20 protein-coding genes and 1 pseudogene are annotated in these 25,288 nt (G+C 71.7%); 9 read left to right on the forward strand and 12 right to left on the reverse strand.

Annotated features, from left to right (window positions below; translation table 11 throughout):
* Nucleotides 1–407: 407 nt before the first annotated feature.
* From G3I56_RS03070 to G3I56_RS03090, 5 genes are all read right to left on the reverse strand, one after another.
* Entirely contained in the window at nt 408–1,079 is a 672-nt protein-coding gene (locus tag G3I56_RS03070; RefSeq protein ID WP_164406978.1) for a class F sortase, read from the reverse strand.
* Between the two features lie 6 nt (nt 1,080–1,085).
* On the reverse strand, nt 1,086–1,676 hold the full coding sequence (locus tag G3I56_RS03075; RefSeq protein WP_164406979.1) for a hypothetical protein: 591 nt from the start codon (nt 1,674–1,676) through the stop codon (nt 1,086–1,088).
* 202 nt (nt 1,677–1,878) lie between these two features.
* Complete coding sequence (locus G3I56_RS03080; RefSeq protein ID WP_164406980.1) at nt 1,879–2,658, reverse strand: HAD-IIA family hydrolase; 780 nt, start codon at nt 2,656–2,658, stop codon at nt 1,879–1,881.
* Between the two features lie 105 nt (nt 2,659–2,763).
* Nucleotides 2,764–3,573 carry a hypothetical protein gene (locus G3I56_RS03085; protein WP_343239844.1) on the reverse strand — a complete coding sequence of 270 codons (810 nt, stop codon included), beginning with the start codon at nt 3,571–3,573 and terminating at the stop codon, nt 2,764–2,766.
* Between the two features lie 283 nt (nt 3,574–3,856).
* On the reverse strand, nt 3,857–5,413 hold the full coding sequence (locus G3I56_RS03090; RefSeq protein ID WP_164407250.1) for an ROK family transcriptional regulator: 1,557 nt from the start codon (nt 5,411–5,413) through the stop codon (nt 3,857–3,859).
* Between the two features lie 84 nt (nt 5,414–5,497).
* Between G3I56_RS03090 and G3I56_RS03095 the strand changes: the two genes are divergently transcribed.
* From G3I56_RS03095 to G3I56_RS03110, 4 genes are all read left to right on the forward strand, one after another.
* Nucleotides 5,498–6,598 carry a Gfo/Idh/MocA family oxidoreductase gene (locus G3I56_RS03095; protein WP_164406982.1) on the forward strand — a complete coding sequence of 367 codons (1,101 nt, stop codon included), beginning with the start codon at nt 5,498–5,500 and terminating at the stop codon, nt 6,596–6,598.
* A complete protein-coding gene (locus tag G3I56_RS03100) occupies nt 6,595–7,128 on the forward strand; it encodes a heme-degrading domain-containing protein (protein ID WP_203688961.1) in 534 nt (177 codons plus the stop codon). Before G3I56_RS03095 ends, G3I56_RS03100 begins: the two co-directional genes overlap by 4 nt.
* A gap of 92 nt (nt 7,129–7,220) precedes the next feature.
* Nucleotides 7,221–8,111, forward strand: coding sequence for an LLM class F420-dependent oxidoreductase (locus G3I56_RS03105; RefSeq protein ID WP_164406984.1), 891 nt, complete (start codon nt 7,221–7,223; stop codon nt 8,109–8,111).
* Nucleotides 8,112–8,235: 124 nt separating this feature from the next.
* Nucleotides 8,236–9,801 (forward strand): condensation domain-containing protein, encoded by a 1,566-nt coding sequence (locus G3I56_RS03110; protein WP_164406985.1) that lies wholly within the window; start codon nt 8,236–8,238, stop codon nt 9,799–9,801.
* On the opposite strand, the gene G3I56_RS03115 is transcribed toward G3I56_RS03110, so the two are convergent.
* The 4 genes from G3I56_RS03115 to G3I56_RS03130 all read right to left on the reverse strand — a co-directional run bounded on the left by G3I56_RS03115 (nt 9,788) and on the right by G3I56_RS03130 (nt 12,863).
* Nucleotides 9,788–10,645, reverse strand: a complete 858-nt coding sequence (locus G3I56_RS03115; protein ID WP_164406986.1) for a fumarylacetoacetate hydrolase family protein — start codon at nt 10,643–10,645, stop codon at nt 9,788–9,790. The genes G3I56_RS03110 and G3I56_RS03115 overlap by 14 nt on opposite strands.
* 105 nt (nt 10,646–10,750) lie before the next feature.
* A complete protein-coding gene (gene yidC, locus G3I56_RS03120; protein ID WP_239134696.1) occupies nt 10,751–11,527 on the reverse strand; it encodes a membrane protein insertase YidC in 777 nt (258 codons plus the stop codon).
* A gap of 112 nt (nt 11,528–11,639) precedes the next feature.
* The gene (locus G3I56_RS03125) at nt 11,640–11,963 is read right to left on the reverse strand and encodes a DUF6412 domain-containing protein (protein WP_164407251.1); all 324 of its coding nucleotides are present in this window, start codon (nt 11,961–11,963) and stop codon (nt 11,640–11,642) included.
* Between the two features lie 93 nt (nt 11,964–12,056).
* Nucleotides 12,057–12,863 carry a class E sortase gene (locus G3I56_RS03130; protein WP_164406988.1) on the reverse strand — a complete coding sequence of 269 codons (807 nt, stop codon included), beginning with the start codon at nt 12,861–12,863 and terminating at the stop codon, nt 12,057–12,059.
* Between the two features lie 243 nt (nt 12,864–13,106).
* Here G3I56_RS03130 and G3I56_RS03135 point away from each other — a divergent pair, with 243 nt between their 5' ends.
* The 5 genes from G3I56_RS03135 to G3I56_RS03155 all read left to right on the forward strand — a co-directional run bounded on the left by G3I56_RS03135 (nt 13,107) and on the right by G3I56_RS03155 (nt 20,804).
* Nucleotides 13,107–14,582 carry a beta-1,6-galactanase gene (locus tag G3I56_RS03135; RefSeq protein ID WP_164406989.1) on the forward strand — a complete coding sequence of 492 codons (1,476 nt, stop codon included), beginning with the start codon at nt 13,107–13,109 and terminating at the stop codon, nt 14,580–14,582.
* A gap of 72 nt (nt 14,583–14,654) precedes the next feature.
* A complete protein-coding gene (locus tag G3I56_RS03140) occupies nt 14,655–15,674 on the forward strand; it encodes an SEC-C domain-containing protein (protein WP_164406990.1) in 1,020 nt (339 codons plus the stop codon).
* A 368-nt stretch (nt 15,675–16,042) separates the two neighbouring features.
* Nucleotides 16,043–16,417, forward strand: coding sequence for a VOC family protein (locus G3I56_RS03145; protein WP_164406991.1), 375 nt, complete (start codon nt 16,043–16,045; stop codon nt 16,415–16,417).
* Between the two features lie 179 nt (nt 16,418–16,596).
* The gene (locus tag G3I56_RS03150; protein WP_164407252.1) at nt 16,597–18,057 is read left to right on the forward strand and encodes an SWIM zinc finger family protein; all 1,461 of its coding nucleotides are present in this window, start codon (nt 16,597–16,599) and stop codon (nt 18,055–18,057) included.
* Nucleotides 18,054–20,804 (forward strand): hypothetical protein, encoded by a 2,751-nt coding sequence (locus G3I56_RS03155; protein ID WP_164406992.1) that lies wholly within the window; start codon nt 18,054–18,056, stop codon nt 20,802–20,804. Before G3I56_RS03150 ends, G3I56_RS03155 begins: the two co-directional genes overlap by 4 nt.
* Nucleotides 20,805–21,047: 243 nt before the next feature.
* On the opposite strand, the gene G3I56_RS03160 is transcribed toward G3I56_RS03155, so the two are convergent.
* From G3I56_RS03160 to G3I56_RS03170, 3 genes and pseudogenes are all read right to left on the reverse strand, one after another.
* Nucleotides 21,048–22,268 carry an acetyl-CoA C-acyltransferase gene (locus tag G3I56_RS03160; RefSeq protein WP_164406994.1) on the reverse strand — a complete coding sequence of 407 codons (1,221 nt, stop codon included), beginning with the start codon at nt 22,266–22,268 and terminating at the stop codon, nt 21,048–21,050.
* A gap of 80 nt (nt 22,269–22,348) precedes the next feature.
* On the reverse strand, nt 22,349–24,172 hold the full coding sequence (gene asnB / locus G3I56_RS03165; protein ID WP_164406995.1) for an asparagine synthase (glutamine-hydrolyzing): 1,824 nt from the start codon (nt 24,170–24,172) through the stop codon (nt 22,349–22,351).
* Nucleotides 24,173–24,419: 247 nt separating this feature from the next.
* Nucleotides 24,420–25,238: pseudogene (locus tag G3I56_RS03170) on the reverse strand (SDR family oxidoreductase).
* Between the last annotated feature and the right edge of the window lie 50 nt (nt 25,239–25,288).

The following is a 25,288-nucleotide window of genomic DNA, read 5'->3' on the forward strand; positions in this document are numbered from 1 at the left end:
CGCCAGCGGCTTGTCGGTTACCTGTTACAGCGTGTTCGGGCGGGGTAGACGCGGGCCGGGAACCCTGAACAGCGGGGCCTGGACCGGGGCGGCGGAGCAGCTCGTAGAACTATCTACTACCTGCGCGGATAACACAGAGCCACTGGACCGGGACTTGGCGTCAGCCTCCCTCTAGGCCTGGGCGCTCATCCGTTCTACAGTCGTCTCAGACGGCCCCAGCCCCCGGCCAACAGTTCACCGTCCGCAATCATGGGCGGGCACCGAACCTCCCGCGCCGGTCGCCGGGTTACTCCCGCAGCCCGTGTGCCCGCGGTCGAGGACCAGCCCGGTCGACGGCTCTGGGGGGAGCGGGTCGTCGACCGGGCAGGTTGGGGCTGCGCGTGTGGGGACGTACCGGAGGAGCGGGCTCAGACGGCCGCGCCCGTCAGGTACGCCGACACGATCACGTTCGCCGTGTAGGTGCGGGAGGCCCGGTCGAACGTACCGCCGCAGGTGATGAGCCGGAGTTCCGCGCGGCCCGACTGCCGTGTGCCGTAAGCCTGTTGGGCGTCGAAGCGGTCGCGGGGCAGGACCCGGACGTCGTCGACGGTGAACTCGGCGACCTTGCCGTCGGCACGGGTGACGCGGATCGTGGCGCCCGGCCGCAGGGTGCTGACCTTGTAGAACACGGCGGGCCTGGTCTCGGTGTCGACGTGTCCGACGAGGAGCGCGGCGCCGGCGGCGCCGGGCCGGATGCCGGACCCGTACCAGCCCACGACGCCCGCCTGGTCGAAGGGCGGCGGATCGATCGCGCCGCGCCGGTCGAGGCCGCGGGCCACCACCGGGGCCTGCACGCCCAGTTCGGGTATGTCCACGCGCTGCGGCAGAGCGCCGCTCAACGGCTCGTGCGCCGGCGGGAGTTCGGGGTCCGGCGGGCGGCCGACCGCTGCGATGTCGCCGGTGGTCGGCGCGGATATGCCGTGGCGTACGTCGGTCATCTCGCGGCCCCACAGCCACAGTCCGAGAAGCAGCAGCGCCCAGGCCACGCCCATGGTCAGGCGTCCGGTGCCGGGGGTTCGTTCGCGGTCGTCGTCGGACATGGCGGCTCAGTCCGTCCCACGGCCCCGGCGGAGCCCGCGCACCGCGACGACGATCGCCGCCACACCCGCGAGGACGAGACCGACCACCGCCTGCCCGGTGCCGGGGCCGGTGCCCCGGGCCTCGTCGGCGGCCAGTTGCTCCGCCGCGCCGCCACCACCGGCGGGCACGGGGGCGACAGGTGAGGCGGCCGGACGGGAGGGCGCGGTGGAGGGCGGCTTTCCAGCCCCTTCGTCCGCCTCCTTGTCCGTCCCCTTCGCGGCCACGGCGATGACACCGCTGACCTTGCCCTCCTGGCCGCCGCAGCCGACCGTGACGTCGTACGTGCCCGGCGAGAGCGAGGAGCGGACGCGGGACCCGCCGACGAGCGCCCCGTCATCCCCCTGCGCCGCGAGCAGCACATCGGCGACGAAGGCCTCCGACTTCGCGGTCCCCGTCCTCCCCGTACAGCCGCGCACGACCAGCCGCAGGTCACTGCCGGGTGCCGGGGACGACGGGGTCACCGAGATGCCCCCGCCGGCGGCGAACGCCACGGGTACGGGGGTGAGCGCGGCGGCGACCGCGGCACCGGCACAGAAAGTGAGACGCATGGAACCCATCGTGAACCTCCAGACACCTGGAGACTCCTCCTCCCGACCCCGGTCCGCATCTCCGGAGCGGGTACGGCTGCTCCGTACGGGTTGCGAGGGGTTTGGAGGCGTACGGAGATTCAGGCGGGAGAAGGGTCCTGACGCTGAGGGTTCTGATGCGCGGGCTCAGACGTGGGAGGACTCAGGCACGCAGGGCTCAGACGCGGAGGGCTCAGACGCGGTCGACGAGGTCCGCGATGGAGTTGACGATCTTGGACGGGCGGTACGGGAAGTTCTCGACCTGGTCGGGCCCGGTCAGGCCGGTGAGCACCAGGAAGGTCTGCATCCCGGCCTCGATGCCGGCCAGGACGTCGGTGTCCATGCGGTCGCCGATCATCGCGCTGGTCTCGGAGTGGGCGCCGATCGCGTTCAGCCCGGTCCGCATCATCAGGGGGTTGGGCTTGCCCGCGAAGTACGGCTTCCGGCCGGTCGCCTTGGTGATCAGCGCGGCGACGGCACCGGTCGCGGGCAGCGGTCCCTCGGCGGAGGGGCCGGTCTCGTCCGGGTTGGTGGCGATGAAACGGGCGCCGCCCTCGATCAGACGTACGGCCTTGGTCATGGCCTCGAAGGAGTACGTGCGCGTTTCACCGAGGACGACATAGTCGGGCTCGTGGTCGGTGAGGATGTACCCGACGTCGTGCAGAGCGGTGGTCAGGCCGGCCTCGCCGATGACATACGCCGTCCCGCCGGGGCGCTGGTCGTCGAGGAACTTGGCGGTGGCGAGCGCCGACGTCCAGATGTTGTCGACAGGCACGTCCAGGCCCATACGGAGCAGGCGGGCGTGCAGGTCGCGCGGGGTGTAGATCGAGTTGTTGGTGAGCACCAGGAAGGGCTTGCCCGACTCGCGCAGCTTCTTGATGAAGGCATCGGCGCCAGGGATCGGCACGCCCTCGTGGATGAGCACACCGTCCATGTCGGTGAGCCACGAGTCGATGGGCTTGCGGTCTGCCATGTCCGGTCTCCTGCTCCTGCACTGCGTTTTGCGTTGCCGTACACGCGTACGAGATGCCGCGTGCGCCCAGCCTGTCACAGCCCGGATCTTGGGGGAATGGCCGGTTTATGTCCGTCCTACGGGTCGGAGCCGGGCGAGCAGCATCATTCCGCCGCCGGTGAGCATCAGGGCGAGGGCGATGCCCGCGAGGCGGAGCGCGGTGTCGTGACCACCGGTGCCGGCGAGCTCGCCGATGTGCGGCGGCAGTCCGTCCGGTACGCCGGGTACGGGACCGGCGGACGACGCCGGGTACGCGTCCGCTGAGGTGGAGGTGGAGGTGGAGGTGGGAGCGAGGGCGAGGGCGGGGGCGACGACGCGGAAGCGGTAGTCGTTGGACTGGCCGACCCAGTCGCCGTCGCCGGCGTGCCGCTGGACCACTGCGGCGTTGGCGACGACGTCGTTGGCCACCGCTCCGGCGCCGATCGCGAGCCGCACCCGCACGGAAACGGTTCGCCCGGGCCCGACGGTGAACCCGGGAAACCCGTCGCCGTCGAACACCCCGATGGTCTCGTCGGCGTCGGTGGCCTCGAACCGCACGGGGTAGGGGCGGGGGCGGTGCTCGTCGTAGAACTCCAGGCGCGGCTGAGCCGTCGTCAGGGCACGGCGTTCGTCGACGAGTACGAGGACGGGGTGGATGTCCGTGCAGGTGCGAGCGGTGTTGTTGGTGAGGTCGAGGCGCCAGGTCCGGTGCTCACCACCGGCTTCGTAGGCGGCGGGCCCGCCATGGATGCGGGTGGTGAGGGGGAAGGCCCGGTCGGTGGGGGTGGTGGCGCAGGTGGCCGCGTGAGCATGGGCGGAGGCGGTGGCGGCCAGGGCTCCCGGTGAGGCGAGAAGGGCGGCGGTCATGGTCGCGGTGACGGTGACGGTCGTGGTCACGTAGGTACACAGTCGCATGAACACATGACCATGCCGGGGTGGTGGGGCCGGTGGGCGGCACCGCTCCGGGGGGTGTGGGGCTACGCCCCGAACGGGCTCGCGAATGCGCCCGATCGGCGGATGCCGGCGGCTTCCAAGGGCGCGGGACCGCATCGATCTGCGGCCCCGCCGCGATGGGGGTCCCCCGGTCTGGGGGTCCCCCAGGCCCTTAAGGCACTGAGGGAGAAGCCGAGAGTGGGGAAGCGACAAGCCCCGACCGGCCCTCGGACAAACAACCACCCCGTTATTCGGGCCGTCCGAACAGTGGCGCGAGGAGCAGTTGGGCCGCGCCCTCGGCGACTCCGCGCGCCCCTCCGGGGGCGACCCGTACGGGCACCGCCCGCTCGGCGCCCTCACGCCGGGCGCGTCCGGTGAGAACGGTGGCGACTCCTCGTACGAACCGTTCCGGTTCCGCGGCGACGGTACGGCCGCCCAGCAGGACCCGGTCGATGTCCAGCAGCCCCACGAGGTTCGCGGCGCCGGCGCCGAGTACTCGGGCCGCCTCGTCGAGGTCGCCGCGAGCCACCGCGCCGAGACACAGCGCCTCGATACAGCCACGGTCGCCGCAGCCGCACGGCGGTCCGTCCAGCTGGATGACCTGGTGCCCGAACTCGCCGGCACCGGTCCGGGTCCCCCGGTGCAGCACGCCGCCGATCACCAGGCCGGCCCCGAGACCCGTACCGAGATGGAGGTAGGCGAAGGACCCGCCCTCGCCCCCGACCGCCAGCCCGAGCGCGGCGGCGTTGGTGTCCTTGTCGACGGCGACCGGCACCCCGAGCCGCCGCGCCAGCGCGTCCCGCAACGGAAACCCGTCCCACTCGGGAAACCCGGTGACCCGGTGCAGTACGCCCTGGGCGTGATCGAGCGGCCCGGGCAGGGCAACCCCGACGCCGAGAAGAGCGCGGCCCCTCGCACCCGGCCCACTGGCCCCGCCCGACTCGCCGACCGCCCCAGGGCCACCGCGGAGCAACGCCCCGCTCCCCCCGGGCCACCCGGCGGGCAGCACCTCGGCCTGCCCACGCGACACCTCGCTCGCCCCCGCCCCGTCGCCGAGCGGCACCTCGCTCCTCCCGGACCGCCCGCCGGGCACCACCCCGGCCTGCCCATCCGACACCTCGCTCACCCCCGCCCCCTCGCCGAGCAGCACCTCGCTCCTTCCGGACCGCCCGCCGGGCACCACCCCGGCCTGCTCACGCGACACACCGCTTGCCCCCGCCCCGTCGCCGAGCAGCACCTCGCACTTCCCGGGCCGCCCGCCGAGCACCACCTCGGCCTGCCCACGCGACACCTCGCTCACCCCCGGGCCGCCGCCGAGCGGCGCCTCGGCCTTGCGCGGCCCCCCGCCGAGCAACGCCCCGCCCCTCCCCTGCCCCCAACCCAGCAGCGCCTCGACCTCTCCTGCCACCCCCTCGATCACCGCGTCCGCGCCCGCGCCGAGGTCCAGCGGGGCTCGCCGCTCCCCCACCACGGTCCCCATGAGGTCGACCAGCACCACCCTCACCTCGTCGCGGTCCAGGTGGACGCCCACCGCGTGGCCCGCCTCCGGTACCAGGCGCAGTACCGTGCGCGGCTTGCCGCCCGTCGAGGCTCGGTGGCCCGCCTGGGCCGCGAGGCCCTCGTTGCGCAGGCGGGCGGTGATCTTGCTGACCGCCTGGGGGGTCAGACCGGTCCGTTCGGCCAGTTCGAGGCGGCTGATGCCCTCCGCGCCGGCCGTGCGCAGGAGGTCGAGGACGAGCGCGGCGTTGTGGCTGCGCAGGGCCGGCAGGTTCACGCCGGGGACCGTGGCGGCGGCGGTGGTCATGGGGAGGTTGGCGTTGGTCCTGTTCACGTGAGCCATTTTCCCTGCCGCTTGCACTTTGGCAACAGCGTTGCCAAAGTGGATGGCATGACTGGTACGACTGGAATGACCCGCACGTCCGGTGCCCCCCTCCGTCTCGGCCTCGTCGGTTACGGTCTCGCGGGCTCCGTCTTCCACGCCCCGCTGATCGCCGCCACCGAGGGCCTCGTCCTCGACACGGTCGTCACGGCGAACCCCGAGCGGCAGGCACAGGCCCGCGCCGGGTTCCCGGACGTACGGATCGCCGCCACCCCGGACGAGCTGTTCGCCCGCGCGGACGAGCTGGACCTGGTCGTCATCGCGTCCCCGAACAAGACGCACGTCCCGCTGGCCACCGCCGCCCTCAAGGCCGGTCTGCCGGTCGTGGTCGACAAGCCGGTCGCGGGCACGGCGGCCGAGGCGCGTGACCTCGCCGCCCTCGCCGACCAGCGGGGACTGCTCCTCTCCGTCTTCCAGAACCGCCGCTGGGACCATGACTTCCGCACCCTCCGCAAGCTGGTCGCGGAGGGCGGGCTGGGTGACGTATGGCGGTTCGAGTCACGGTTCGAGCGGTGGCGGCCCCAGACCAAGGGCGGCTGGCGCGAGTCCGGCGACCCGGCGGAGTTCGGCGGACTGCTGTACGACCTCGGCAGTCACGTCGTCGACCAGGCACTGGTCCTCTTCGGCCCCGTCGACTCCGTGTACGCCGAGACCGACATCCGCCGTCCGGGCGCCGAGACCGACGACGACACGTTCATCGCGCTCACCCACACGAGCGGTGTCCGCACCCACCTGTACGTCTCCGCGACCACCGCCCAACTCGGCCCGCGCTTCAGGGTGCTGGGCTCGCGTGCCGGATACGTGAAGTACGGCCTCGATCCACAGGAGGACGCCCTGAAGGCGGGCGGGCGCCCGGGGGACGCCGGTTGGGGGCTCGAACCCGAGAGCATGTGGGGGCGGATCGGGGCCGGAGAGTCCCCGCTCACGGGTGGCGGCCGGCCGGAGCCGACGCTGCCGGGATCGTACGAGAAGTACTACTCTGCGATCGCCGCCGCCCTGCGCGACGGCGGCCCCAACCCGGTGTCCGCGCTGGAGGCGGCTGCCGCGCTCGACGTACTGGAAGCGGCCCGGCGTTCCGCGAACGAGAAGGTGACGGTGACCCTGCGATGACCAGTCAGAAGACCGGCGGCCACAAGGCGGGCGGACAGCCCTCGCTCGGGCCGCGCATCGCGCCCGAACTCACCCCGAGCGTCGAGGAACTCGAGTCACAGCAAAGGCACTTGGTGTTCCCACAGTTCTCGTACGACGACGCGTGGGCGCTTGGTTCACTGCTGGTGGAGCTGGCGCGGGAGCGGCAGGCGCCGGTGGCCGTCGACATCCACCGGGCCGGTCAGCAGCTCTTCCACGCCGCCCTGCCCGGCTCGACCCCCGACAACGACGCCTGGATCGACCGCAAGCGCCGGGTGGTTGAGCGTTACGGCGCCCCCTCCTACCTGGTGGGTGCCCGCTTCCGCGCCAAGGGCACGACCTTCGAGGACGACTCCCGCCTCGACCCCGACACGTACGCGGCCCACGGCGGCTCGTTCCCGATCACCGTCGAGGGCGTCGGTGTGATCGGGTCGGTGACGGTGTCGGGGCTGCCTCAACTCCAGGACCACCGGATGGTCGTAGAGGCGCTGGAGATCTTCCTCAAGGTGTGACGCTCCGCGAGGTGCGACGGGAATTATCCTGAGGGACCCTCCGTTTCTAGGAGCCACAGCACGGCATCCGGACTCGGAGGGACACCAAACCGATGAACCAGGTCAACGCCTCACAGGTCGGCTCGCTGAAGGAAACCGTCGGGCGGTACGGCATCTGGAGTTTCGGGCTGCGCTCGGAGGACCCCGAGGGCCTCACCGAGCGCGCCGAGGCCGCCGCCGAGCTGGAGGAACTGGGCTTCCGCGCCCTCTGGTTGGGCGGCAGCCCGGGCGTACGGCACGCTGTTCCGCTCGTCGAGGCGACCTCACGGCTCGTCGTGGCGACCGGCATCCAGAGCATCTGGCAGTACGAGGCCGACGAAACGGCGTCCCTGTTCGCGGAGTTGGAGGCGACCCACCCCGGCCGCTTCCTGCTCGGCCTCGGGGTGAGTCACGCAGGGATGACGGACCGGTACCGCCGCCCGTACGCCTCGATGGTCGAGTACCTCGACGCCCTGGACGCGGCCGGACTGCCCGCCGAACGCCGGGTGCTGGCCGCGCTCGGCCCGAAGATGCTGGGGCTCTCGCGGGACCGCGCCGCCGGCTCGCACCCGTACCTCGTGACGCCCGAGCACACCGCGCAGGCCCGGGAAGCACTGGGCGAAACCCCGCTGCTGGCACCGGAGTTGAAGGTCGTACTGGAGACGGACCCCGAGCGGGCCCGCACTGCCGCCCGCGGAGCCCTCGCCATGTATCTGACCCTGCCGAACTACACCAGCAACTTCCTGCGCATCGGCTTCACCGAGGACGACCTCACGGACGGCGGCAGCGACCGTCTCGTCGACGCGGTGTTCGCCTGGGGCAGCGAGGACCGGATCCGTGAGCGGATCGACGCCTTCCACACGGCGGGCGCGGACCATGTCACCCTCCAGGTCGTCGAGGACCGGTCCAGGGACGCCCTCCCCCGCGACGGCTGGCGCCGACTGGCCGCCCTGCTGAAGCCCTGATGGCCTGACGCCTTGAAGCCCTGAAGCTGTGGCGTTTCCTTCGGATGCATCCGATCGTTGGTCTGCACGTGTCATCGGGCGAGATCCAGGAGCCCGGTGACACGCATGCGAACGGAGAAGTCCCGTGCGATTGACCGATATCCACCGTTGCGAGATCCGGCCCGGACGGCTCGTGACCTGGACCCTGCATCCGACGACAGTCGAAAACGTCGCCGAACTGCCGGAGGACACCCGCCCACCCGCGTACGTACAGGAGGCCCACGTCCGCACCGCGCGAACGGTGCGCGAGGACGGCCTGTTCGTGCCGACCTGGCTCGGTACGGCCTTCGACATCCCCGGGCAGGTCGATCTCGACGTCCTCCAGGGCGCGTTCCGGGCCTGGACACTGCGGCACGAGACGCTGCGCAGCGGTTTCCGCTGGGTGGACGGCCCGCCCGGGTCGCCCGACGACTCTCCCGAGAGCTCTCACGACAGCTCCCCCAACGACGAGTTGCGGCGCTTCACGCTCGCCGCCGAGGACGTCGTCCTGCACCGCGAGGACGTCGGTGACTTCCGGGACGGGGCGGTGCTTTCGCGCTATCTGCAGGATCGGTTCGACATCGCGGCCGACGCGCTGACCTGGCCGAACTTCATCTACAGCGCGGTCGTCAGGGACGACGGCACCAGCGTGTACATGGCGTTCGACCACACCAACGTTGACTCGTACTCGATCTTCCGCATCGCCCACGAGATCCACCAGCTCTACACGGCCGGCCTCGACGGCGAGGCGGTGGACACGGCGCCGGTCGCCAGTTACGTCGACTTCTGCGCGAGCGAGCGTACGCACGCCGACGGGATCGACGAGACCCACTCGATCGTCGACGAGTGGCGGAAGTTCATCTCCCGGTGCGACGGCAAACTGCCGAACTTCCCCGTCGACCTCGGCCTCGACCCCGAAGGGCCGCTGCCCACCCAGAAGTTGATGCGGGAGTGGCTCACGGACGACGCGGACGCGGCGGCCTTCGAGGCGTACTGCCGTCCGTACGGCGGCAGCATGACCGGCATCCTCGCGGCCACCGCCCTCATCGTGCGCGAGATCAGCGGCCAGCAGGTGTACCGCACCGTCGTGCCGTTCCACACGCGGGCCAGGTCGGAGTGGTCGGACTCGGTCGGCTGGTACGTGGGCGGCGCGCCGATCGAGATCCCGGTGGGCCAGGTGTCGGACTTCGACGGCGCGCTGGACCTGGTCCGCACCGCACTGCGGGCCAAGCGACCCCTGTCGAGGATGCCGATCGCCCGGGTGCTGAAGCTGCTGGGCTCCGACTTCCGGCCCACCTCACCGGACCTGTACTCGATCGTCTCGTTCGTCGACACCCGGGGCATCGCGGGCTCGGAGCGATGGGACGACCTGAAGGCGTACGGGCTGATCCGGGTGTCGTACGGCGACCAGGTGTGCGCCTGGACCACCCGCCTCCACGAGGGCCTCCAGTTCGCGTCCCGCTACCCGGACACGGACGTGGCCCAGAAGAACATGCGGCTGTACGTGTCCAGGCTGCGGGAGCTGATCCAGTCGGTGGCGCGGGAGGCCACCGTTCCGGGCCCCGAAAAGGCGCGGAGCGCCTTCGAAGGGGCGCGGGGAACTGCGCGCCAAGCCCCCACCGGACCGGCAGCCGGATTCCCCGCACCCAGCGGAGCGCTCACGCGTCCTTGAACTCCTGACGCTGCCGCCCGAGCCCCTCGATCTCAAGCTCGACCACATCCCCGGCCCTGAGGAACGGCTTGGGCTCGGGCGCACCCAGCGCAACCCCCGCCGGCGTACCCGTGTTGATGACGTCACCCGGGTACAGGGTCATGAACTGGCTGACGTAGCGCACGACTTCGGCGACCCCGAAGATCTGCTCGGCGGTCGTCCCGTCCTGCTTCAGCTCACCGTTCACCCACAGGCGCAGCGCGAGCCCCTGCGGGTCCGGCACCTCGTCGGCGGTCACCAGCCAGGGCCCGAGCGGGTTGAACGTCTCGCAGTTCTTCCCCTTGTCCCAGGTGCCGCCCCGCTCCAGCTGGAACTCGCGCTCGGACACGTCGTGCGCGACCGCGTACCCGGCGACATGCGCGAGCGCCTCCTCGTGCGAGCCGAGGTAGCTGGCCTTACGTCCGATGACCACCGCGAGTTCCACCTCCCAGTCGGTCTGCGTCGACTCGCGCGGCACGAGCACCGTGTCGTACGGCCCGACGACCGTGTCCGCCGCCTTGAAGAAGATCACCGGCTCGGATGGAGGCTCGGCGCCGGTCTCGCGGGCGTGGTCGTGGTAGTTGAGCCCGATACACACGATCTTGCCGATGCCGGCCAGCGGCGGCCCGATCCGCAGCCCGGTCGCGTCCAGGACGGGCAGCTCACCCGCGTCGACGGCGGCCCGGATCCGGCCGAGCGCCGCGTCGTCGGCGAGCAGCGGTCCGTCGATGTCCGGGACGACCCCCGACAGGTCCCGCAGGGTTCCCTCGGCGTCGAGCAGCGCGGGCCGCTCCGACCCCGCCGTACCGACTCGCAGCAGCTTCATGATCGTTCTCTCCCTCGGTTACGTCCCCCGGCCACGCCCTCAGTCACCATTCATCGGAGGACTGGTCGATCGTCCAAGGTCGACGGCCTGTCCGCAATACCCGGTTCACGTAGTGGACCGGGTATTGGAGTCCGTAGTGGACCCCGCGGCCCCCGGTGCGAGCTGCCAGCGGTACAGCACCGCCCGCTCGACGGCGCTCCAGGTCGTACTGGTCACCATGTAGAGCGCGGCGGCCAGCGGCATCACGGCCACGGAGAAGAGCGCGAAGAAGGACATGAAGGGCGCGAACTTCGCGGCGGACGCGAGCCCGGGCACCGCCTCACCACCACCGGCGTTCACCGCCATCGGGCTGGCCGCCATCACCAGCTTCATGCGGCGGTAGTTGAAGGTGGCCACGGCACCGACAAGGACGAACAACCCGAGGTAGACGAGCCCGGCGGCCCCGAGGATCCCGTCACCGCCGAGCGCGTCGGCCCAGCGCTCGCCGAGCGGGGCGGCGAACAGCTGGTGGGTGAGGAGACCGTTGGTCCGGCCGCCGATCTCCGGGTTGGAGAAGAGGTGGTAGAGCAGGAAGAACGCCGGCAGCTGGAACAGGCTCGGGAAGCATCCCGACAGCGGCGAGACCTTCTCCTCGGCGTGCAGCGCCATGACGGCCTGCTTGAGCTTCTCGGGGTCCTTCGCATGCCGTTTCCGCAGCTCGGCGACCCTCGGCTGCAGCGCGGCGCGCGCCCGCTGGCCACGCGCCGCCGCACGGGACAGGGGATGTACGAGGAGTCGCACGAACGCGGTGAACAGGATGATCGCGACGGCGGCCGAGGAGGCGTGGAAGAGGGGCTGGAGCAGGTCGGCCAGATGTGCGACCAGGTCCGCGAAAGCGGACAGGAAGGTGGACATGGGTGAGCCCTCCGAGGGGTCTCGTCGTGCCGGGATGAGGAGAGATCGGCAGGACGACCCGCGCGGGGGCTCGCTACAGAGGGTTGTGGTGCTGCGTGCCCTACGCGGTGGCCGTCGGGAGGGCGGGTCCCGGGGCGCGGGGGCGGGTACGGCCGCGGGCGTCGGGGTCCCGTTGTGGCAGGAAGGCGGTACGGCGGGCACGGTCGCGGATGGCCGTACGGACCCGGGTGGGCGGCACGGCGGGCGCGCAGCGCGAGGCGATGAGCGAGCAGGCGGCGAACGCGGACCCGGCCGCGGCGGTCGCCGCGAGGGCGACGGCGGCGGAGAGGCTGCCGGCATCGAGCAGCGCGACCTCGAAGAGCAGCAGGAACAGCGCGGCGGCGGTACGCGGGTTCACCAGGACCGGACTCCAGCTCCGGATCATGCCCACGCCCCCCCTCTCGCACATCTTTTGCTTCTCGTGCTTCTCGTACGGCTGTATGCCCTGCTGTTCGTTATACAGGATGCCCGGCTCGGTTCAGCGGGGCCGCATCGACGTGAGTCTGGCCCAGACGACCAGACGGTAGCGGGACGTGTACTCCGGGGTGCAGGTGGTGAGGGTGAGGTAGTACCCGGGGGTGCGGTAGCCGTAGGCCGGCCTGACGGTGGAGCGGGGGATGGCCCTGATCACGCCGTCGTCGCGGGCGGAGGTCTGCGGGAGTGCCCGGTCGACGGTGTACGAGTAGACCGCGTCGGACGTCTCGACCTGGACGGCGTCCCCGCGCCGCAGCCGGTTGATGTACCGGAAGGGTTCGCCGTGGGTGTTGCGGTGCCCGGCGAGGGCGAAGTTCCCGGCCTGGCCCGGCTGTTGGGTACCGGGGTAGTGGCCGACGTACCCCTTGTTGAGTACGGCCGGCTTGCTGACACCCTCGGCGACGGGGACGCGGAGGCCGAGCCGGGGGATGCTGAGGATGGCGTACGCCTGCGACCAACTTGGTGTGGAGGAGCTGGAGTTGGTGAGGCGGGTGCCGTCCCGGCCGGTGGTGCCGGAAGGCTCGGCGGGGTCGGAGGAACCGGACGAGCCGGAGCCGCTTCCCTGGCTCCCCGAACTCCCTGAACTGCCACCGGGACTCGCGGAGTTTCCCCACTCCTTCTCCAGGGACCGGACTTCCCGCTGGGCGCCCTGTTCGGCCTGGCGGTTGGTCCACCACAGCTGGTGGACGACGAGGAGCGCGAGGACTGTGCCGACGGTGACGAGGAGTTCGCCGCAGCTCCACAGCGCGCGGCGGCGGAGGGCGCGCCGGCGAAGTGTGCGGTGCCGTACGACAGGAGTCCGAGCCAGCATGCGTACGCCTCCTCCGCACCCTCACATGGGTCGGCCGCACCATAGGCCAGACCTCGCGAAGTCACCAGACCTCGCGAAGTCACCAGACCTGCCCGCCCCGGGCCCTGTCCGCCCTCTCCCTGTGAGCCCCCTTTGTCCAATGGTTCTAGAAAGCGCTGTCACAACTCTCGACAACCCCACGCGCCACGCCTGATGCTTCCTTCTGGCATGAACGGGGCAGGTCAGAATCCGGACGGAGAAGCCATGATCCGACGCAGATCTCTGCTGGCCGCGGCAGGAGGCACTGTCCTCGGCAGCGCCCTGGCTACAGGCACCGCACGAGCCGACGCGACCATCACCGTCAACCCCGCCACGAAGTACGGGACTTGGGAAGGCTGGGGCACCTCGCTCGCCTGGTGGGCGAACGTGTTCGGCGCCCGGGACGACTTCGCGGACCTCTTCTTCACCACCAAGTCGGTGACGTACAACGGGACCTCGCTGCCCGGCCTGGGCCTGAACATCGCCCGCTACAACCTCGGCGCGTCCAGCTGGAACAGCGTGGGCGGCACGACCATGACGGCGTCGGCGAACATCCCGGCCTTCAAGCAGATCGAGGGCTACTGGCAGGACTGGAACAACGAGGACCCCACCTCCTCCGCCTGGAACTGGTCGGCGGACGCGAAACAGCGGGCGATGCTGACGAAGGCGGTGGCGAGGGGTGCGACGACGGAACTGTTCGCCAACTCGCCGATGTGGTGGATGTGTTCGAACCACAACCCGTCGGGCGCCTCGGGCGGCGGCAACAACCTCCAGACCTGGAACTACCGCCAGCACGCCTCGCATCTGGCCGCCGTGGCCCTGTACGCCAAGAACAACTGGGGCGTGAACTTCGCGACGGTGGACCCGTTCAACGAGCCCGCGGCGAGCTGGTGGACGGCCACCGGTACGCAGGAGGGCTGCCACATGGACGCGTCGGTCCAGGCCGCCGTACTCCCGTACATGAGAAGCGAGTTGGACAAGCGGGGCCTGACCGGGACCAGGATCTCGGCCTCCGACGAGACGAACATCGACACGGCCCGTACGACCTGGGCGGCCTTCGGATCGTCCACGAAGGCCCTGGTGAACCAGGTGAACGTGCACGGCTACCAGGGTTCGGGGGGCCGCCGCGACCTGCTCTACACGGACGTGGTGACGACGTCCGGCAAGAAGCTGTGGAACTCGGAGACCGGCGACAAGGACGGGACCGGCCTCACCCTGGCGTCGAACCTCCTGTACGACTTCCGCTGGCTGCACCCCACGGCCTGGGTCTACTGGCAGGTCATGGACCCGACGGCGGGCTGGGCGATGGTCGCCTACGACGCGAACACCCTCCAGCCGACGACGGTCCAGACGAAGCACTATGTGATGGCCCAGTTCAGCCGCCACATCCGCCCCGGCATGACGATCCTCGACACGGGCGTCAGCTACGCGGTGGCGGCGTACGACGCGAGCGCCAAGCGCCTGGTGATCGTGGCCCTGAACACGTCCACGTCGGCCCAGACCCTGACCTTCAACCTCGGCAACTTCACCACGGTGACGGGCGGCTCGGGCGGCCTGGTCCCGCGCTGGAACACGGTGACGGGTGGCGGTGGCGACCTCTACACGGCCCGCTCGGACAGATACCTGAGCGGCAAGACGGTGGCGGTGCCGTTCGCGGCGGGCGCGGTGCAGACGTTGCAGGTGGACGGGGTCACCATCTGAGCCGAGGAGAGACGGTCGGCACTGTGCCGACTGTCTCTCTTCTTTGACGGGCGTCGGCAGTACGGTGATCTCATGCGCCCCGACACGCCTCAGGAAAACGTCGACCACATCGCCGAAGCGGCCCGCCTGGAGCGGACCGCCGGCCTCTACCCCGAGGACGCCGAACACCTGCTCGTGCAGGCCTCGGCCCACCTGGAACTGGCCGGCGACCGCCCCGCCGCGTCCGCCCTGTACGACCGCCTGTTGCAATCCCCCAGTTCCCTGGAGAACCCCCACCTCGTACGCGCCCTGAAGGCGTCGAACCTGTGGGAGTACGGCCACGAGGCGGAGGCCCGGGCGATCATCGACGGCGTCCGCGCGGCCGGCCCGCGCGACCCGGCGCCCTGGGTGATCGTCGCGGAGTCCCTGGAGTCGCACGACGAGCTGGAGGCGGCCCAGGAGACGTTCACGGAAGCGGCCCGCCTGCTGATCTCGGACGCGCAGGAACCCCCGTACTCGACCCATCCGCTCCTCTACGGCCGCCACCGCGTACGCCGGATGCTGGGCGTCGCCCACGACGACTGGGACAACCTGGCCGACACCCTCCATTCGTCGCCGGTGTCGCTGGACGAGCTCCACGACCCCAAGAGGGTCTGGTCCCTCGGTTCGGACAACCCGGCGGAGCTGCAGGCGGAGATCTCCCGGCTACGGGCGGAACTGGGCGCGTTCAGGGAGGCGCTGTCCCGTCCGTTCCCGGTGGCGGTCCTGCACTGGCCGGCGGCGGAACTGGCGGAGCTGGTGGCCGCGTATCCCGACCTGGCGGACGAATACCCCTCGCACGAGGAGCACCTCGCGACGATAGAGGCGTCCCTGCGGGAGCTGGCGGCTTCCGGCACGGCGAACCTGGGGATCGTCACGGGCACAGTGCCTTCCTACGAGGCGTTCGCGGCTTCGGAGGGGGCGTCGCCGGGGGCCGGCGATCTGCTGCCGCAGTATGCGACGACCTTGGCGGCCCGGGGGAAGGCCGTGGGGTGGCCTCCGCAGCGGGGGGCGGTCTGCTGGTGCGGGTCGGGGACCGCTTACGAGGGGTGCCACGGACGGGTGGCGGTGTAGGGGGCGAGAGGAGCGTGGGGCGAGGTCGGGTGGGGCCGGCGGGGGCCATGGTTCCCTGGGCGGTCTCACCCGGAGGCGGGGCCCTGTCCGGCGGTGATCGCGTGCGGGTCCTGGGCCCGCTGTCCGCCCGCTTGCCATCTTCTTTCCGCCCGTTGTCCGCCCGTTGTAGTGGTCGGCCGGATCAAGTAGCGTCAGCGGCATGAACACCGGACCGGCGCTTCGACGCCACGCACGGATCGGCTATCCGGTGGAGGTCTGATCCCGCGGCGGGTGCGAACAGGTCACCCGCTCGGTTCGGCACGCGGCCCTCCCAGTACTTGTGCACCACGAGTCCCTTTTTCGTGTCGAACAATACTGAGGTCAGCCGAATGACAGTCGCGTTCAACCACACCATCATCGCGTCCAAGGACCGCCACGAGTCGGCCCGCTTCTTCCGCGAGCTGCTGGAACTGCCGGAAGCGCCGTCGTGGGGCCCGTTCATCAACATCCAGCTCCCCGACGGGGTGTTGCTGCAGTTCGCCGAGCCGCCGGTGGACATCCAGATGCAGCACTACGCGTTCCTGATCGACGACGAACTGTTCGACCGGGCGTACCGGCGGCTCTGTGACGACGGCATCGAGCACTGGGCCGACCCTCAGATGCGACGCCCGGGCGAGACCAACACCGAGCACGGCGGCCGAGGCGTGTACTTCAAGGACCCCGGCGGCCACGCGATCGAGCTGATCACCCAGCCGTACCTGTAAGACCTACCTGTAGGACCTACAGGCAGGCCGTATCTGTAGCGGGGGCTAAGCCTGGTCGGGCGTCTGCGATGCGGCGCTCGACCAGGCAGTCGGAGTCGGCTGAGCCGAACGGCGGTGTGCGGGCGTCCCCGCGGCCCGGTGTCAGTCCTCGGTCGTAGCGTGTGCGCGTGACCCAACTCATGCAGACCTACTCCTACTTGCGACCCTCGGCCGTGCATGATTCCCCGGCCGGACGTTCCCTCGCACTGGAGACCTCCGGCGGTGCCACCCCGGCCGGAGAAGCGGCCAACCCCCGTTTCTTCAGCGGGTTCCTGACCGCGCCGGCCGCCGCGGCGACAGCGCTGCTCGCGGTCGCCGACGTGGCCGCCGCCCGCTACTACCGGCCGAGCGCGAATGCCTCGCTCGACCCGGTGGTGACGGCCGACGGCGACCGGCTGCGGCTCGAGTCCTTCTCCGGCTGCTGCGGCGTCTACGCCCGGCTCGACGTCCTCGCGCCCGGCCTCGACGGTGACGACGTCGGCCACGGCACCACGAACGTGGACGTCAACCTGCCGCTGCGGCGGGCGCTGGCCGGGCTCGGCGGGCTCGACCCCCTCCATCTGGCTGTCGGGCCCGAGGAGTTGACGGTCAGGACCTTCGACGGCGAGTTCGTGGAGAAGAAGGTCCCGCTGCCGGAGCGCTGGCTGCGCGGCTTCGCCGAGGCCCAGGTGCTCGCGGCGGGCTTCGCCCTTCGGGCCGAGGTGCCCGCCGTGGAGGCGGCCTCCTTGCTGCGGGCGCTGCCCAGGCCCACCCGCAGGTCCGACGCCCGTACGACCCGCTGGGTGGTGCCCGCGGGCCGCACCCTGCGTCCCACGACGAGGCCGACGCCGGGTGCCGTGTGCCTGCCCGGGCCCGAGCGGCTGCTGACCCTGCAGACGGTCCTGCGGCACGCGACGACCGTACGGGTGTACGCGCCGTCCGCCCCGGCCGCGGCGGACGGGGCCGCCGCCGTCGCCTGGGAGGTCGAACTGCCGGGCATGCGGCTGACGTTGATGCTCTCCCAGAGTGCCTCGCGCGGCTTCTCCGGCGAGGGCGGAGTGCTCCACGACCTCGCCACCGGATCCGCTGCGGCGGACGCGGAACGGGTCGCCGAACTGCTGGCCTGGGAGCCGCGGATCGACGTCGCCGAGCTGACCCGGCAGGCCGGTCTGCCGGCCGACCGGGTGCGTGCCGCGCTGACCATGCTGGGAACGTCCGGCCAGATCGGCTACGACCTCGCCGAGGAGGCGTACTTCCACCGCCACCTGCCCTACCGCGCGGGTGCCGCCGAGACGCGCAACCCCCGGCTGCGCGGTGCACGGGCGCTCGTCGCGGACGGGGCGGTGCGGCTCGAAGGACCGCTGGCCCGGGTCGGGAAGGGCGACGACGCTCATGTGGTCCGTACCGACGAGGAGTCGGGCCAGCTGAGCTGCACCTGTTTCTGGTGGGCGAAGTACCGGGGCGGACGCGGCCCCTGCAAGCACGTGCTCGCGGTGGGCATGGTGCGCGGCACGGCGGCGGACGCGGAGGTGGAAGCGGACGCGGAAGTTGCTGCGGAAGCCACAGCGACAGGCACAGGCACAGGGTCAGCGACCACTGCACGATCGGAGACGGCACGATGACACTGGTCCAACTCGCGGAAGCCTGCGACGTCGAGGGAGTGCTCCGGGAACTCGGCGCCCTGACGCCGGACGAGCGCGCGGCACAGGCCGAGGCTCTGGAGGCCCGGCGCGCGCCGATGCGAGCCGGCTGGTACCACGTCCCGGAGCACGAGAAGGCCGCCCAGCTCGCCGCCGAACTCGGCTGCCGGACCGACCCCGGAGCCGCGGCCGACTGGATCCTGCGGCACGAGAACGGCAGCAACGTGGGTCGCCTGCCCCTCGGCGGCGTCTGGATGCTCGACGTGGTGAACCTCCACCCCGTCGCCTGGCGGGCCGAGTTGGCCGCGCAGCTCGCCGATCGGTCGACGCCAGGGGAGTCCATCAGGTCCGACCTCGTCGAACACCTCGTCCACGACACGGGCTGCCCCGTCCCGACCTCTGACGGGTTCATCGACAACTGGCTGAGGTGGCGCAACAACACCTGGCAGCATCCCGCGCACCTGCGCGGCGGGCCTCGGCCCGGCGCCAGCTTCCTGGAGCGGCTGCGCGCGGACGAACTGACGCCGACGCTCCTCCCGCTGGTCCTGGACCGACCGGGCGTGGACATCGGCGTGGGCTCGTTCCACTACGGGCTCAACACCCATGGCCGGCCGTACCTCAGGGAGAACACCAGGCTCGGCGTGCTCATCAGCCTCTCCGAGGAAGGCCTGGTGGACCGCGCCGCGCTGATCCGGCGCTTCTTCACCGACCTGGCGGCCGACGAGAGGTGGGGGTGGGACGCCACGACCGCGCTTACTGAACTCGCCCTCACCCCGGCGGAACACGCCTCCGTGACCCGCGAACGCGTCGCGCTCGCCGAGCCGTTGCTCGCCCGGCTGCTCCAGGACGGCACGCGCACGGAGACCGCGCCGCCGCTCGCGTATCTGCGCGCCCTCGCCCTCACCCCGGCCGAGAACGCGCTCGCCCTCCGGGACCATGTGGCGCTGCTCGACCTGTCGTCACCGGTGGCCGGCTACGCCCAGGAGGTCCTGATCGGTCTGGACGAGGCCCGGTTGCTGGAGCCCGACGTGCTCACCGAGGTGTGTGAACGGGTCCTGCTCCGACCGGAGAAGAAGCTGGTCCGCGCCCAGCTCACCCGGCTCGACCGAGCGGCCCGCCGGGACCCCGCGCGCGCCGCCCGGACCGTGCTCGACGCGTCGACGGCCTTCGACCACCGGGATGTCGACCTGCAGGAGCGCGCCCTCGACGTGATCGCCCGGCACCTCGGGGCCGCGGGCGACTCGGTACTGCCCGAGCTGCGCACGGCCGCCGCACGGATCAGCCCCGGTCTCGCGGCACGGGCCGCGGAACTCCTCGGCACCGCACCGGCCCGACTCACCGGCCAACTCGCCGACCAGTACGCCGACTTGCTGCCCATCGTGCCCGAACCCCGTCCGGTGCCGGGGCCCATCGAGACGGCCGTCGAGGTCGCCGAGGAGCTCGCGGCGGTCGTCGCGAGCGGCAGGAACGACAGGAACGACAGCGGCACAGTGACGTTCGAGCGGGTCCTGGACGGGCTGGTCCGGCACGCCCACCTCGACCGGGTCGCGCTGGCCCTGGCATTGCAACCGGTCATGCGCAAGGAGCCCCGTGAGGTCATCGACTTCACCCCGTCCGACGTGTACGACGTGGCCAGGGCGCTGCGGGGCGACGAGCCGAGGGAGCGCGCCTTCACCGCCCACTCCAGGTCCAGCCGCCCCTCCCCGGCCGGGCTGCTGCTGAGGGCGCGCCTGACCGAGGCGATGGACATCATCAAGACCGGCTCGCAGCCGTTCCTGCTGGCCGTACCGACCGATGCCACGGGTGCGCTGGACGCCGCCGTACTCGTGCGGCGCGTCTCGGTGCTCGACGGGCTCGGCATCACGCCCGCGCCGGTCGATCTGACCCAGGCGCTGCTGCGCGTCACCCCGACCGCCGACGCGAAGGTGCTGGGCGCGGCCGAGGAACTCGGGTCGGACGCCGGGCAGCGGCTGGCCCGGTGGCTGCGCGAGGGCGGCCTGCCGCACTGGGACTCCGCTCCCGCGAACTGGCCCGACGCCCACTCGGGCGTGCACCTGACGGACTGGGTGAGCCACATACGCCCCGACCCGGCCACCGGTCCCCCGCTGCTCCCGGCCGCCGAGGCCCTGATCGGGCCACTCTGGAGCAGCTGCCTCTACGACCCGATGGTCCCCTTCTGGCTCGCCCAGCTCCCGCACCACCGCGAACTCGTGCTGGCGCGGGACTACTTCAGGTCCCGTGATTCCATGCGGGGCTGGGCCCACGCCCTGCCGTTCGCCGCGGAGTCCGGCGGCCCGGCGGGATTCGCGCTGCACCTGGCCCTGGCGTACACCCTCACGTACGACCAACAGGGCGAGCGCGACGCGGCGGTGGACGCGCTGCTCGTGCTCGCCGCGCGCGGGCAGCTGAACACCGAGCTGCTCGGACAGCAACTGGCCGAGTTGCTGCGCCACTGGGGGATCGAGGCGAACCGGGTGACCGCTTCCCTGGGTACGGCGGCCGAGACGGGGGCGTACGCCGTCATCTGGTCCGTGCTCGAAACCGCCCTGCCCCGCCTGCTGGGTGCCCCCGTGGTCCGGGGCACCGGAGCACTTCTCGCCCTCGGCGTCGAATGCGCCTCGCGCTGCGCGGCGAAGGGCGAGATTCCCGAGGTCACCGCGACCGCCGCGCGCACCGGATCGAGCCAGCTGGTGAAGAACGCGCGGCTGCTGCGCGACGTACTGGGCTGAGCGGGCCTGTCTCGCGGCCTCCGCCCGGTGGGAAACCGCCCTCCGCGCGGTCGGCCGAACTGCCGGGACGGCCGACATGACGACGATCGACGGTGAGGTCGCGGCCGAGTTCGAGCCGGTGCGCGAGGCGTTCGCGGCGCACTTCGCCCGGCGCGGATACATCGGCGCGGCGGTGAGCTGGTGCCGGTACCGGGATCGCCGAGCGAATTGTGGGTGCGGTGTCGCTGTTGTGGGGTGGTCGGCCTACGAGGTGCGCTCCAGGAGGAGGGCCATGCCCTGGCCGCCTGCCGCGACGATGCTGATCAGGGCGGTGCTGAGATCGTCGTGGCGCAGGGTGGCGAGGGCGGTTGTGGTCAGCCGGGCTCCGGCCGCGCCGTAGGGCTCGCCGAGGGCGATCGAGCCGCCGTGCGGGTTCATGCGCTCGGGCTCCAGCCCGAGTTCGGCGCAGTACGCCAGGATCTGGGCCGCGAAGGGTTCGTTGCCGGCGACGGTGCCGATGTCCGCCAGGGACAGGCCCGCCCTGGCCAGGACGGCGCGGGTCGCGGCGACGGGGACCGGGCCCTCGGTCTCGGGAGTGCCCGCGCTGACGGCGGTGGCCAGGATGCGGGCGAGCGGGGTGTGACCGTGGGCGCGGGCGTAGCTCTCGGACATGACGACGACCGCTGCGGCTCCGTCGGACAGCGGGGCGCTGTTGCCCGCGGTGACCCTGCCATCGGGACGGAACCGTGGCGGCAGAGCGGCGAGGCTCTGCGGGGTGACCCCCGTGCGGGGGCAGTCGTCGGCGGTGGCGGTGGTGCCGTCGGGGGTCTTGACCGGGACGATGTCGCCGAAGTGGAAGCCCTGTTCGAGGGCTTGCTGGGTGAGCCGGTGGGAGCGGGCGGCGTAGGCGTCCATGTCGGTGCGGGTGATGCCGTACAGGTCGGCGGTGTTCTCGGCGGCGAGTCCCACCGGGATGTACGGGTCGGGGTGCCCGCCCTCTTCGCGTGGGTCGCGCCAGGGGCCCGCGTCGGCCTGCGAGCGCCGGATCGTGCGTTGCCCGGCGGTGTGGAAGGCGGGGTTCTCGGTGCCGGGCCAGGTGTCGGAACTGCCGTGGGCGAGGCGGGACTGCGACTCGACTCCGGCCGCGACGACGACGTCCGCGTCCCCGCAGCGCACGGCTTGCGCGGCGATACGGATCGCCTGCAGTGAGGAGGTGCAGAAGCGGTTGACGGTCACCCCGGGCACATGGTCCCAGCCGAGCAGGACGGCGGCGATCCGGGCGATGTTGAATCCCTGTTCACCGCCGGGCAGGGCACAGCCCACGACCAGGTCCGCCACCTGGTCCGGTGTCAGACCGGGAGTGCGGGCCACGGCTTCGGCGACGGTGCGGGCGAGCAGGTCGTCGGGGCGGACGTCGGCCAGAACGCCCTTGCGGGCACGCCCGATGGGGGTGCGGACGGCTGAGGTGATCACGGCGTGCTGCATGGCGGTGGCGGTGTCCTGTGCGTCTCGGCGAACGGGAAGAAGAGGGAGAAGGAGAACAGGGAGGGAGAGCGGGGAGGGTGTCAGAGGCGGAGGGTGGGGCGGTGGGCGCGCAGCCAGTGGTCCAGGTCCAGGACGAGTTCCAGTCCCTCGCGGGGGAAGCGGTCTGTGCCGGTGGGACGTAGCAGCAGGTCGCGTACGGCGGCGGTGTCCAGCAGGTCGGTGGCGGGGCCTGCCTCGGCCAGGAGGCGGTCGACCTGGGCGGTGAGGGCCGCGCGGTAGGCGGGGTCGCGGACCATCGGGTAGGGGCTCTTGCGGCGGGCCAGGACCGGTTCCGGGAGCAGGTCGGCGACGGCGGCACGCAGCAGGCTCTTCTCGCGGCCGTCGAACATCTTCATGTCCCAGGGGGTGTTGAAGACGTACTCGACCAGGCGATGGTCCAGGAACGGCACCCGCACCTCCAGGCCGACGCCCATGCTGAGGCGGTCGGCGCGGTCGAGCAGGCAGGGCAGGAACCGGGTCAGGTTGAGGTAGCTGTCGCGTCGCAGCGCGGCCTCCGCGAGGGTGGTGCCGGGAAGGTGCTCGATCTCGGCGCAGGCGGCCCGGTGGAGTGCGGCACGGTGTGCGGGCAGGTCCAGGGCGGTGGCCAGGGCCGGGTCGAGCAGCCGGGTCAGGTCCGCGCGGTCCAGCACGCTGTCCCAGGGAAAGGATGCCGCCGCCGCGGCCTCGGGGGTGAACCAGCGGTATCCGCCGAAGAGTTCGTCGGCCCCGTCCCCGGCCAGGGTGACCGGGAAGTCCTCGCGTACCGCGCGGTACAGCTGGAGCAGCGAGGTGTCGAAGTCCCCGAGCGTCAGCCCGTCGCGCAGGTGACCGACCCGGGCGCGCCGGTGCGGGTCGGCGAGCCCGTCGGCGTCCAGTCGTACCCGGCGGTGCGAACTGCCCAGGTGGCGCACCATCAACTCGGCGTAGGGGCCGTCGGGGTCGCGCCCCATGGCGTCCCGGTCGGACGCCTGACCGCCGAGGTCCACCGACAGGGTGTGCAGGGTCCCTGCGGCGGGGCGGGCCAGCGCGGCGATCGCGCTGGAGTCCAGGCCGCCGGACAACAGAACGCTCACCGGTACGTCGGCCGCCAGCTGCCCGGTGACGGCCTCCGCCAGCAACTGCCGTACCCGCGCCACCGTGGCGGGCAGGTCGTCGTGGTGCTCGGCCGGGGCCAACGACCAGTAGCGGCGGGCGCGTACGCCCTCGGGGGTCAGGGTGACCACGGTGCCCGGGGCGACCTCGTCCAGCCCCGCGAAAGCGCTGCGTCCGGGCGTTTTGATCATCGGGTGGGCGGACAGCAGGAGTTCCCGCAGCCCGTCCAGGTCCAGTCTCGCGGTCACCGCGGGATGCGCCAGTACGGCCTTGGGCTCGGAGCCGAACACCACCGCGTCGCCGGCCCGCGCATAGCACAGGGGCTTGATCCCGAACCGGTCCCGTACCAGTGTCAGCCGCCTGGGGCCCGGCTCCCACGCGGCGTAGGCGAACATGCCCTCCAGCCGGGCCGGAGCCCCCTCACCCCAGGCGTCGATCGCGTGCAGCACGACCTCGCTGTCGCTGCGGGTGGTGAACCGGTGCCCGAGGGCGGTCAGTTCCTTCCGCAGCCGGGCATGGTTGTAGACCTCGCCCGTGAAGGCCACCGCCAGCGCCGTACGCCCGTCGCGCACCAGGATCATGGGCTGCCGGCCGCCGACCAGGTCCACGGTGGCGAGTCGGGTGTGTCCCAGAGCCGCCGCCCCCTCCACCCACACGGCGGAGGCGTCCGGCCCTCGGCATGCCAGGGTCTCGGTCATCTCCTTGAGCGAGGTGTCTTCGGTGCCCTGCGGCACCTGGCCCGCGAAACCGGCGTAGCCGACCAGCCCACACATCGTTGGCACTCCCCCGACCCCGGCGAGGGGGCGCGTCGCACGATCCGGATCCAGTACCTCCTCCCACACCGCGGACACCGACCGCGCGCAGGACAAGGACCAGGTGCCGGACCCGTTACGCCGGACACCACCACGGAAACGATCAGACCGCGGCCGGGTCACCTCCTCGTACGGCGAATCGCCCGAACGAATGCCCGTCCGCTGGTCAGGCGCCGGCGCCGGCGGTTTCCACGGGCCTGCGCGGGGTTCACCCGACGGTCGGCACCTCCGGCGCGGCTGATGCCTGCGGCCTCATCGCGTCCGAGACGGACTTGACTCCGCCGTGGGCGGTGAGGCCGCCGTCGACGGGGATCTCCACTCCGGTGATGAAGGAGGACGCGTCGGAGAGGAGGAAGACGACGAGGGGCGCGATGTCGTCGACGGTGCCGCTGCGACCGAGGGGTGTCTCACGGAACATCGCCTCCCGGAAGGCCGGGGTGGCGGCCGCGGTCATCTCGGTCTCGATGTAGCCGGGGTGCACCGTGTTCACGCGGATGCCTCGCGGTCCCAACTCCGTTGCCGCGATCTTCGACACCCCGCGCAAGGCCCACTTGCTGGCCGTGTACGCCACCGGGTAGTACGCGGTGAGCGCGGCGGACGACCCGACGTTCACGATGGACGAGCCCGGCGGCATCAGGGGCGTGAGGTGCTGGATACCGAGCAGCGGCCCGGTGGTCTTCACCGACTGGACGTACGCGAAGTCGTCCGGGCGCACGTCGCCGAGGCGGTCGCGCTGGATGACCCCGGCGTTGTTGACGAGCCCGTGGATGTGCCCGTACGTCTCCCGGAGTTCGGCGGCGAGCGCTGCCCAGTCGGCCTCGTTGGAGACGTCAAGCTTCCGGCAGTCCCCAACTCCGTCCGGGCGTACGTCGGTTGCGACCACCGTGGCTCCGGCGCGGGCGAGCGCCTCGGCTTCGGCGGCGCCCTGGCCTCAGGCGGCGCCGGTGATGACGACGACCTTGCCGGTGAGGGGGCGGAGGTCGCCGGGGTGGTGGGGGGACGGGTCGCTTTGAGGGGTGCGCGTCATGGCGGTCAAGGTAGCTGCCGGGGGTAAGGGGGCGGCGGTTGACCCGGTCA

This window comes from Streptomyces sp. SID12488, from assembly GCF_010548275.1.
Classification (GTDB): Bacteria; Actinomycetota; Actinomycetes; order Streptomycetales; family Streptomycetaceae; genus Streptomyces.

Coding starts and splice junctions, on each gene's coding strand:
- G3I56_RS03070 (WP_164406978.1), bottom strand. CDS start 1,079: ATGTCCGACGACGACCGCGAACGAACCCCCGGCACCGGACGCCTGACC.
- G3I56_RS03075 (WP_164406979.1), bottom strand. CDS start 1,676: ATGGGTTCCATGCGTCTCACTTTCTGTGCCGGTGCCGCGGTCGCCGCC.
- G3I56_RS03080 (WP_164406980.1), bottom strand. CDS start 2,658: ATGGCAGACCGCAAGCCCATCGACTCGTGGCTCACCGACATGGACGGT.
- G3I56_RS03090 (WP_164407250.1), bottom strand. CDS start 5,413: ATGACCACCGCCGCCGCCACGGTCCCCGGCGTGAACCTGCCGGCCCTG.
- G3I56_RS03095 (WP_164406982.1), top strand. CDS start 5,498: ATGACTGGTACGACTGGAATGACCCGCACGTCCGGTGCCCCCCTCCGT.
- G3I56_RS03100 (WP_203688961.1), top strand. CDS start 6,595: ATGACCAGTCAGAAGACCGGCGGCCACAAGGCGGGCGGACAGCCCTCG.
- G3I56_RS03105 (WP_164406984.1), top strand. CDS start 7,221: ATGAACCAGGTCAACGCCTCACAGGTCGGCTCGCTGAAGGAAACCGTC.
- G3I56_RS03115 (WP_164406986.1), bottom strand. CDS start 10,645: ATGAAGCTGCTGCGAGTCGGTACGGCGGGGTCGGAGCGGCCCGCGCTG.
- G3I56_RS03125 (WP_164407251.1), bottom strand. CDS start 11,963: ATGATCCGGAGCTGGAGTCCGGTCCTGGTGAACCCGCGTACCGCCGCC.
- G3I56_RS03130 (WP_164406988.1), bottom strand. CDS start 12,863: ATGCTGGCTCGGACTCCTGTCGTACGGCACCGCACACTTCGCCGGCGC.
- G3I56_RS03135 (WP_164406989.1), top strand. CDS start 13,107: ATGATCCGACGCAGATCTCTGCTGGCCGCGGCAGGAGGCACTGTCCTC.
- G3I56_RS03140 (WP_164406990.1), top strand. CDS start 14,655: ATGCGCCCCGACACGCCTCAGGAAAACGTCGACCACATCGCCGAAGCG.
- G3I56_RS03145 (WP_164406991.1), top strand. CDS start 16,043: ATGACAGTCGCGTTCAACCACACCATCATCGCGTCCAAGGACCGCCAC.
- G3I56_RS03150 (WP_164407252.1), top strand. CDS start 16,597: ATGCAGACCTACTCCTACTTGCGACCCTCGGCCGTGCATGATTCCCCG.
- G3I56_RS03155 (WP_164406992.1), top strand. CDS start 18,054: ATGACACTGGTCCAACTCGCGGAAGCCTGCGACGTCGAGGGAGTGCTC.
- G3I56_RS03160 (WP_164406994.1), bottom strand. CDS start 22,268: ATGCAGCACGCCGTGATCACCTCAGCCGTCCGCACCCCCATCGGGCGT.
- asnB (WP_164406995.1), bottom strand. CDS start 24,172: ATGTGTGGGCTGGTCGGCTACGCCGGTTTCGCGGGCCAGGTGCCGCAG.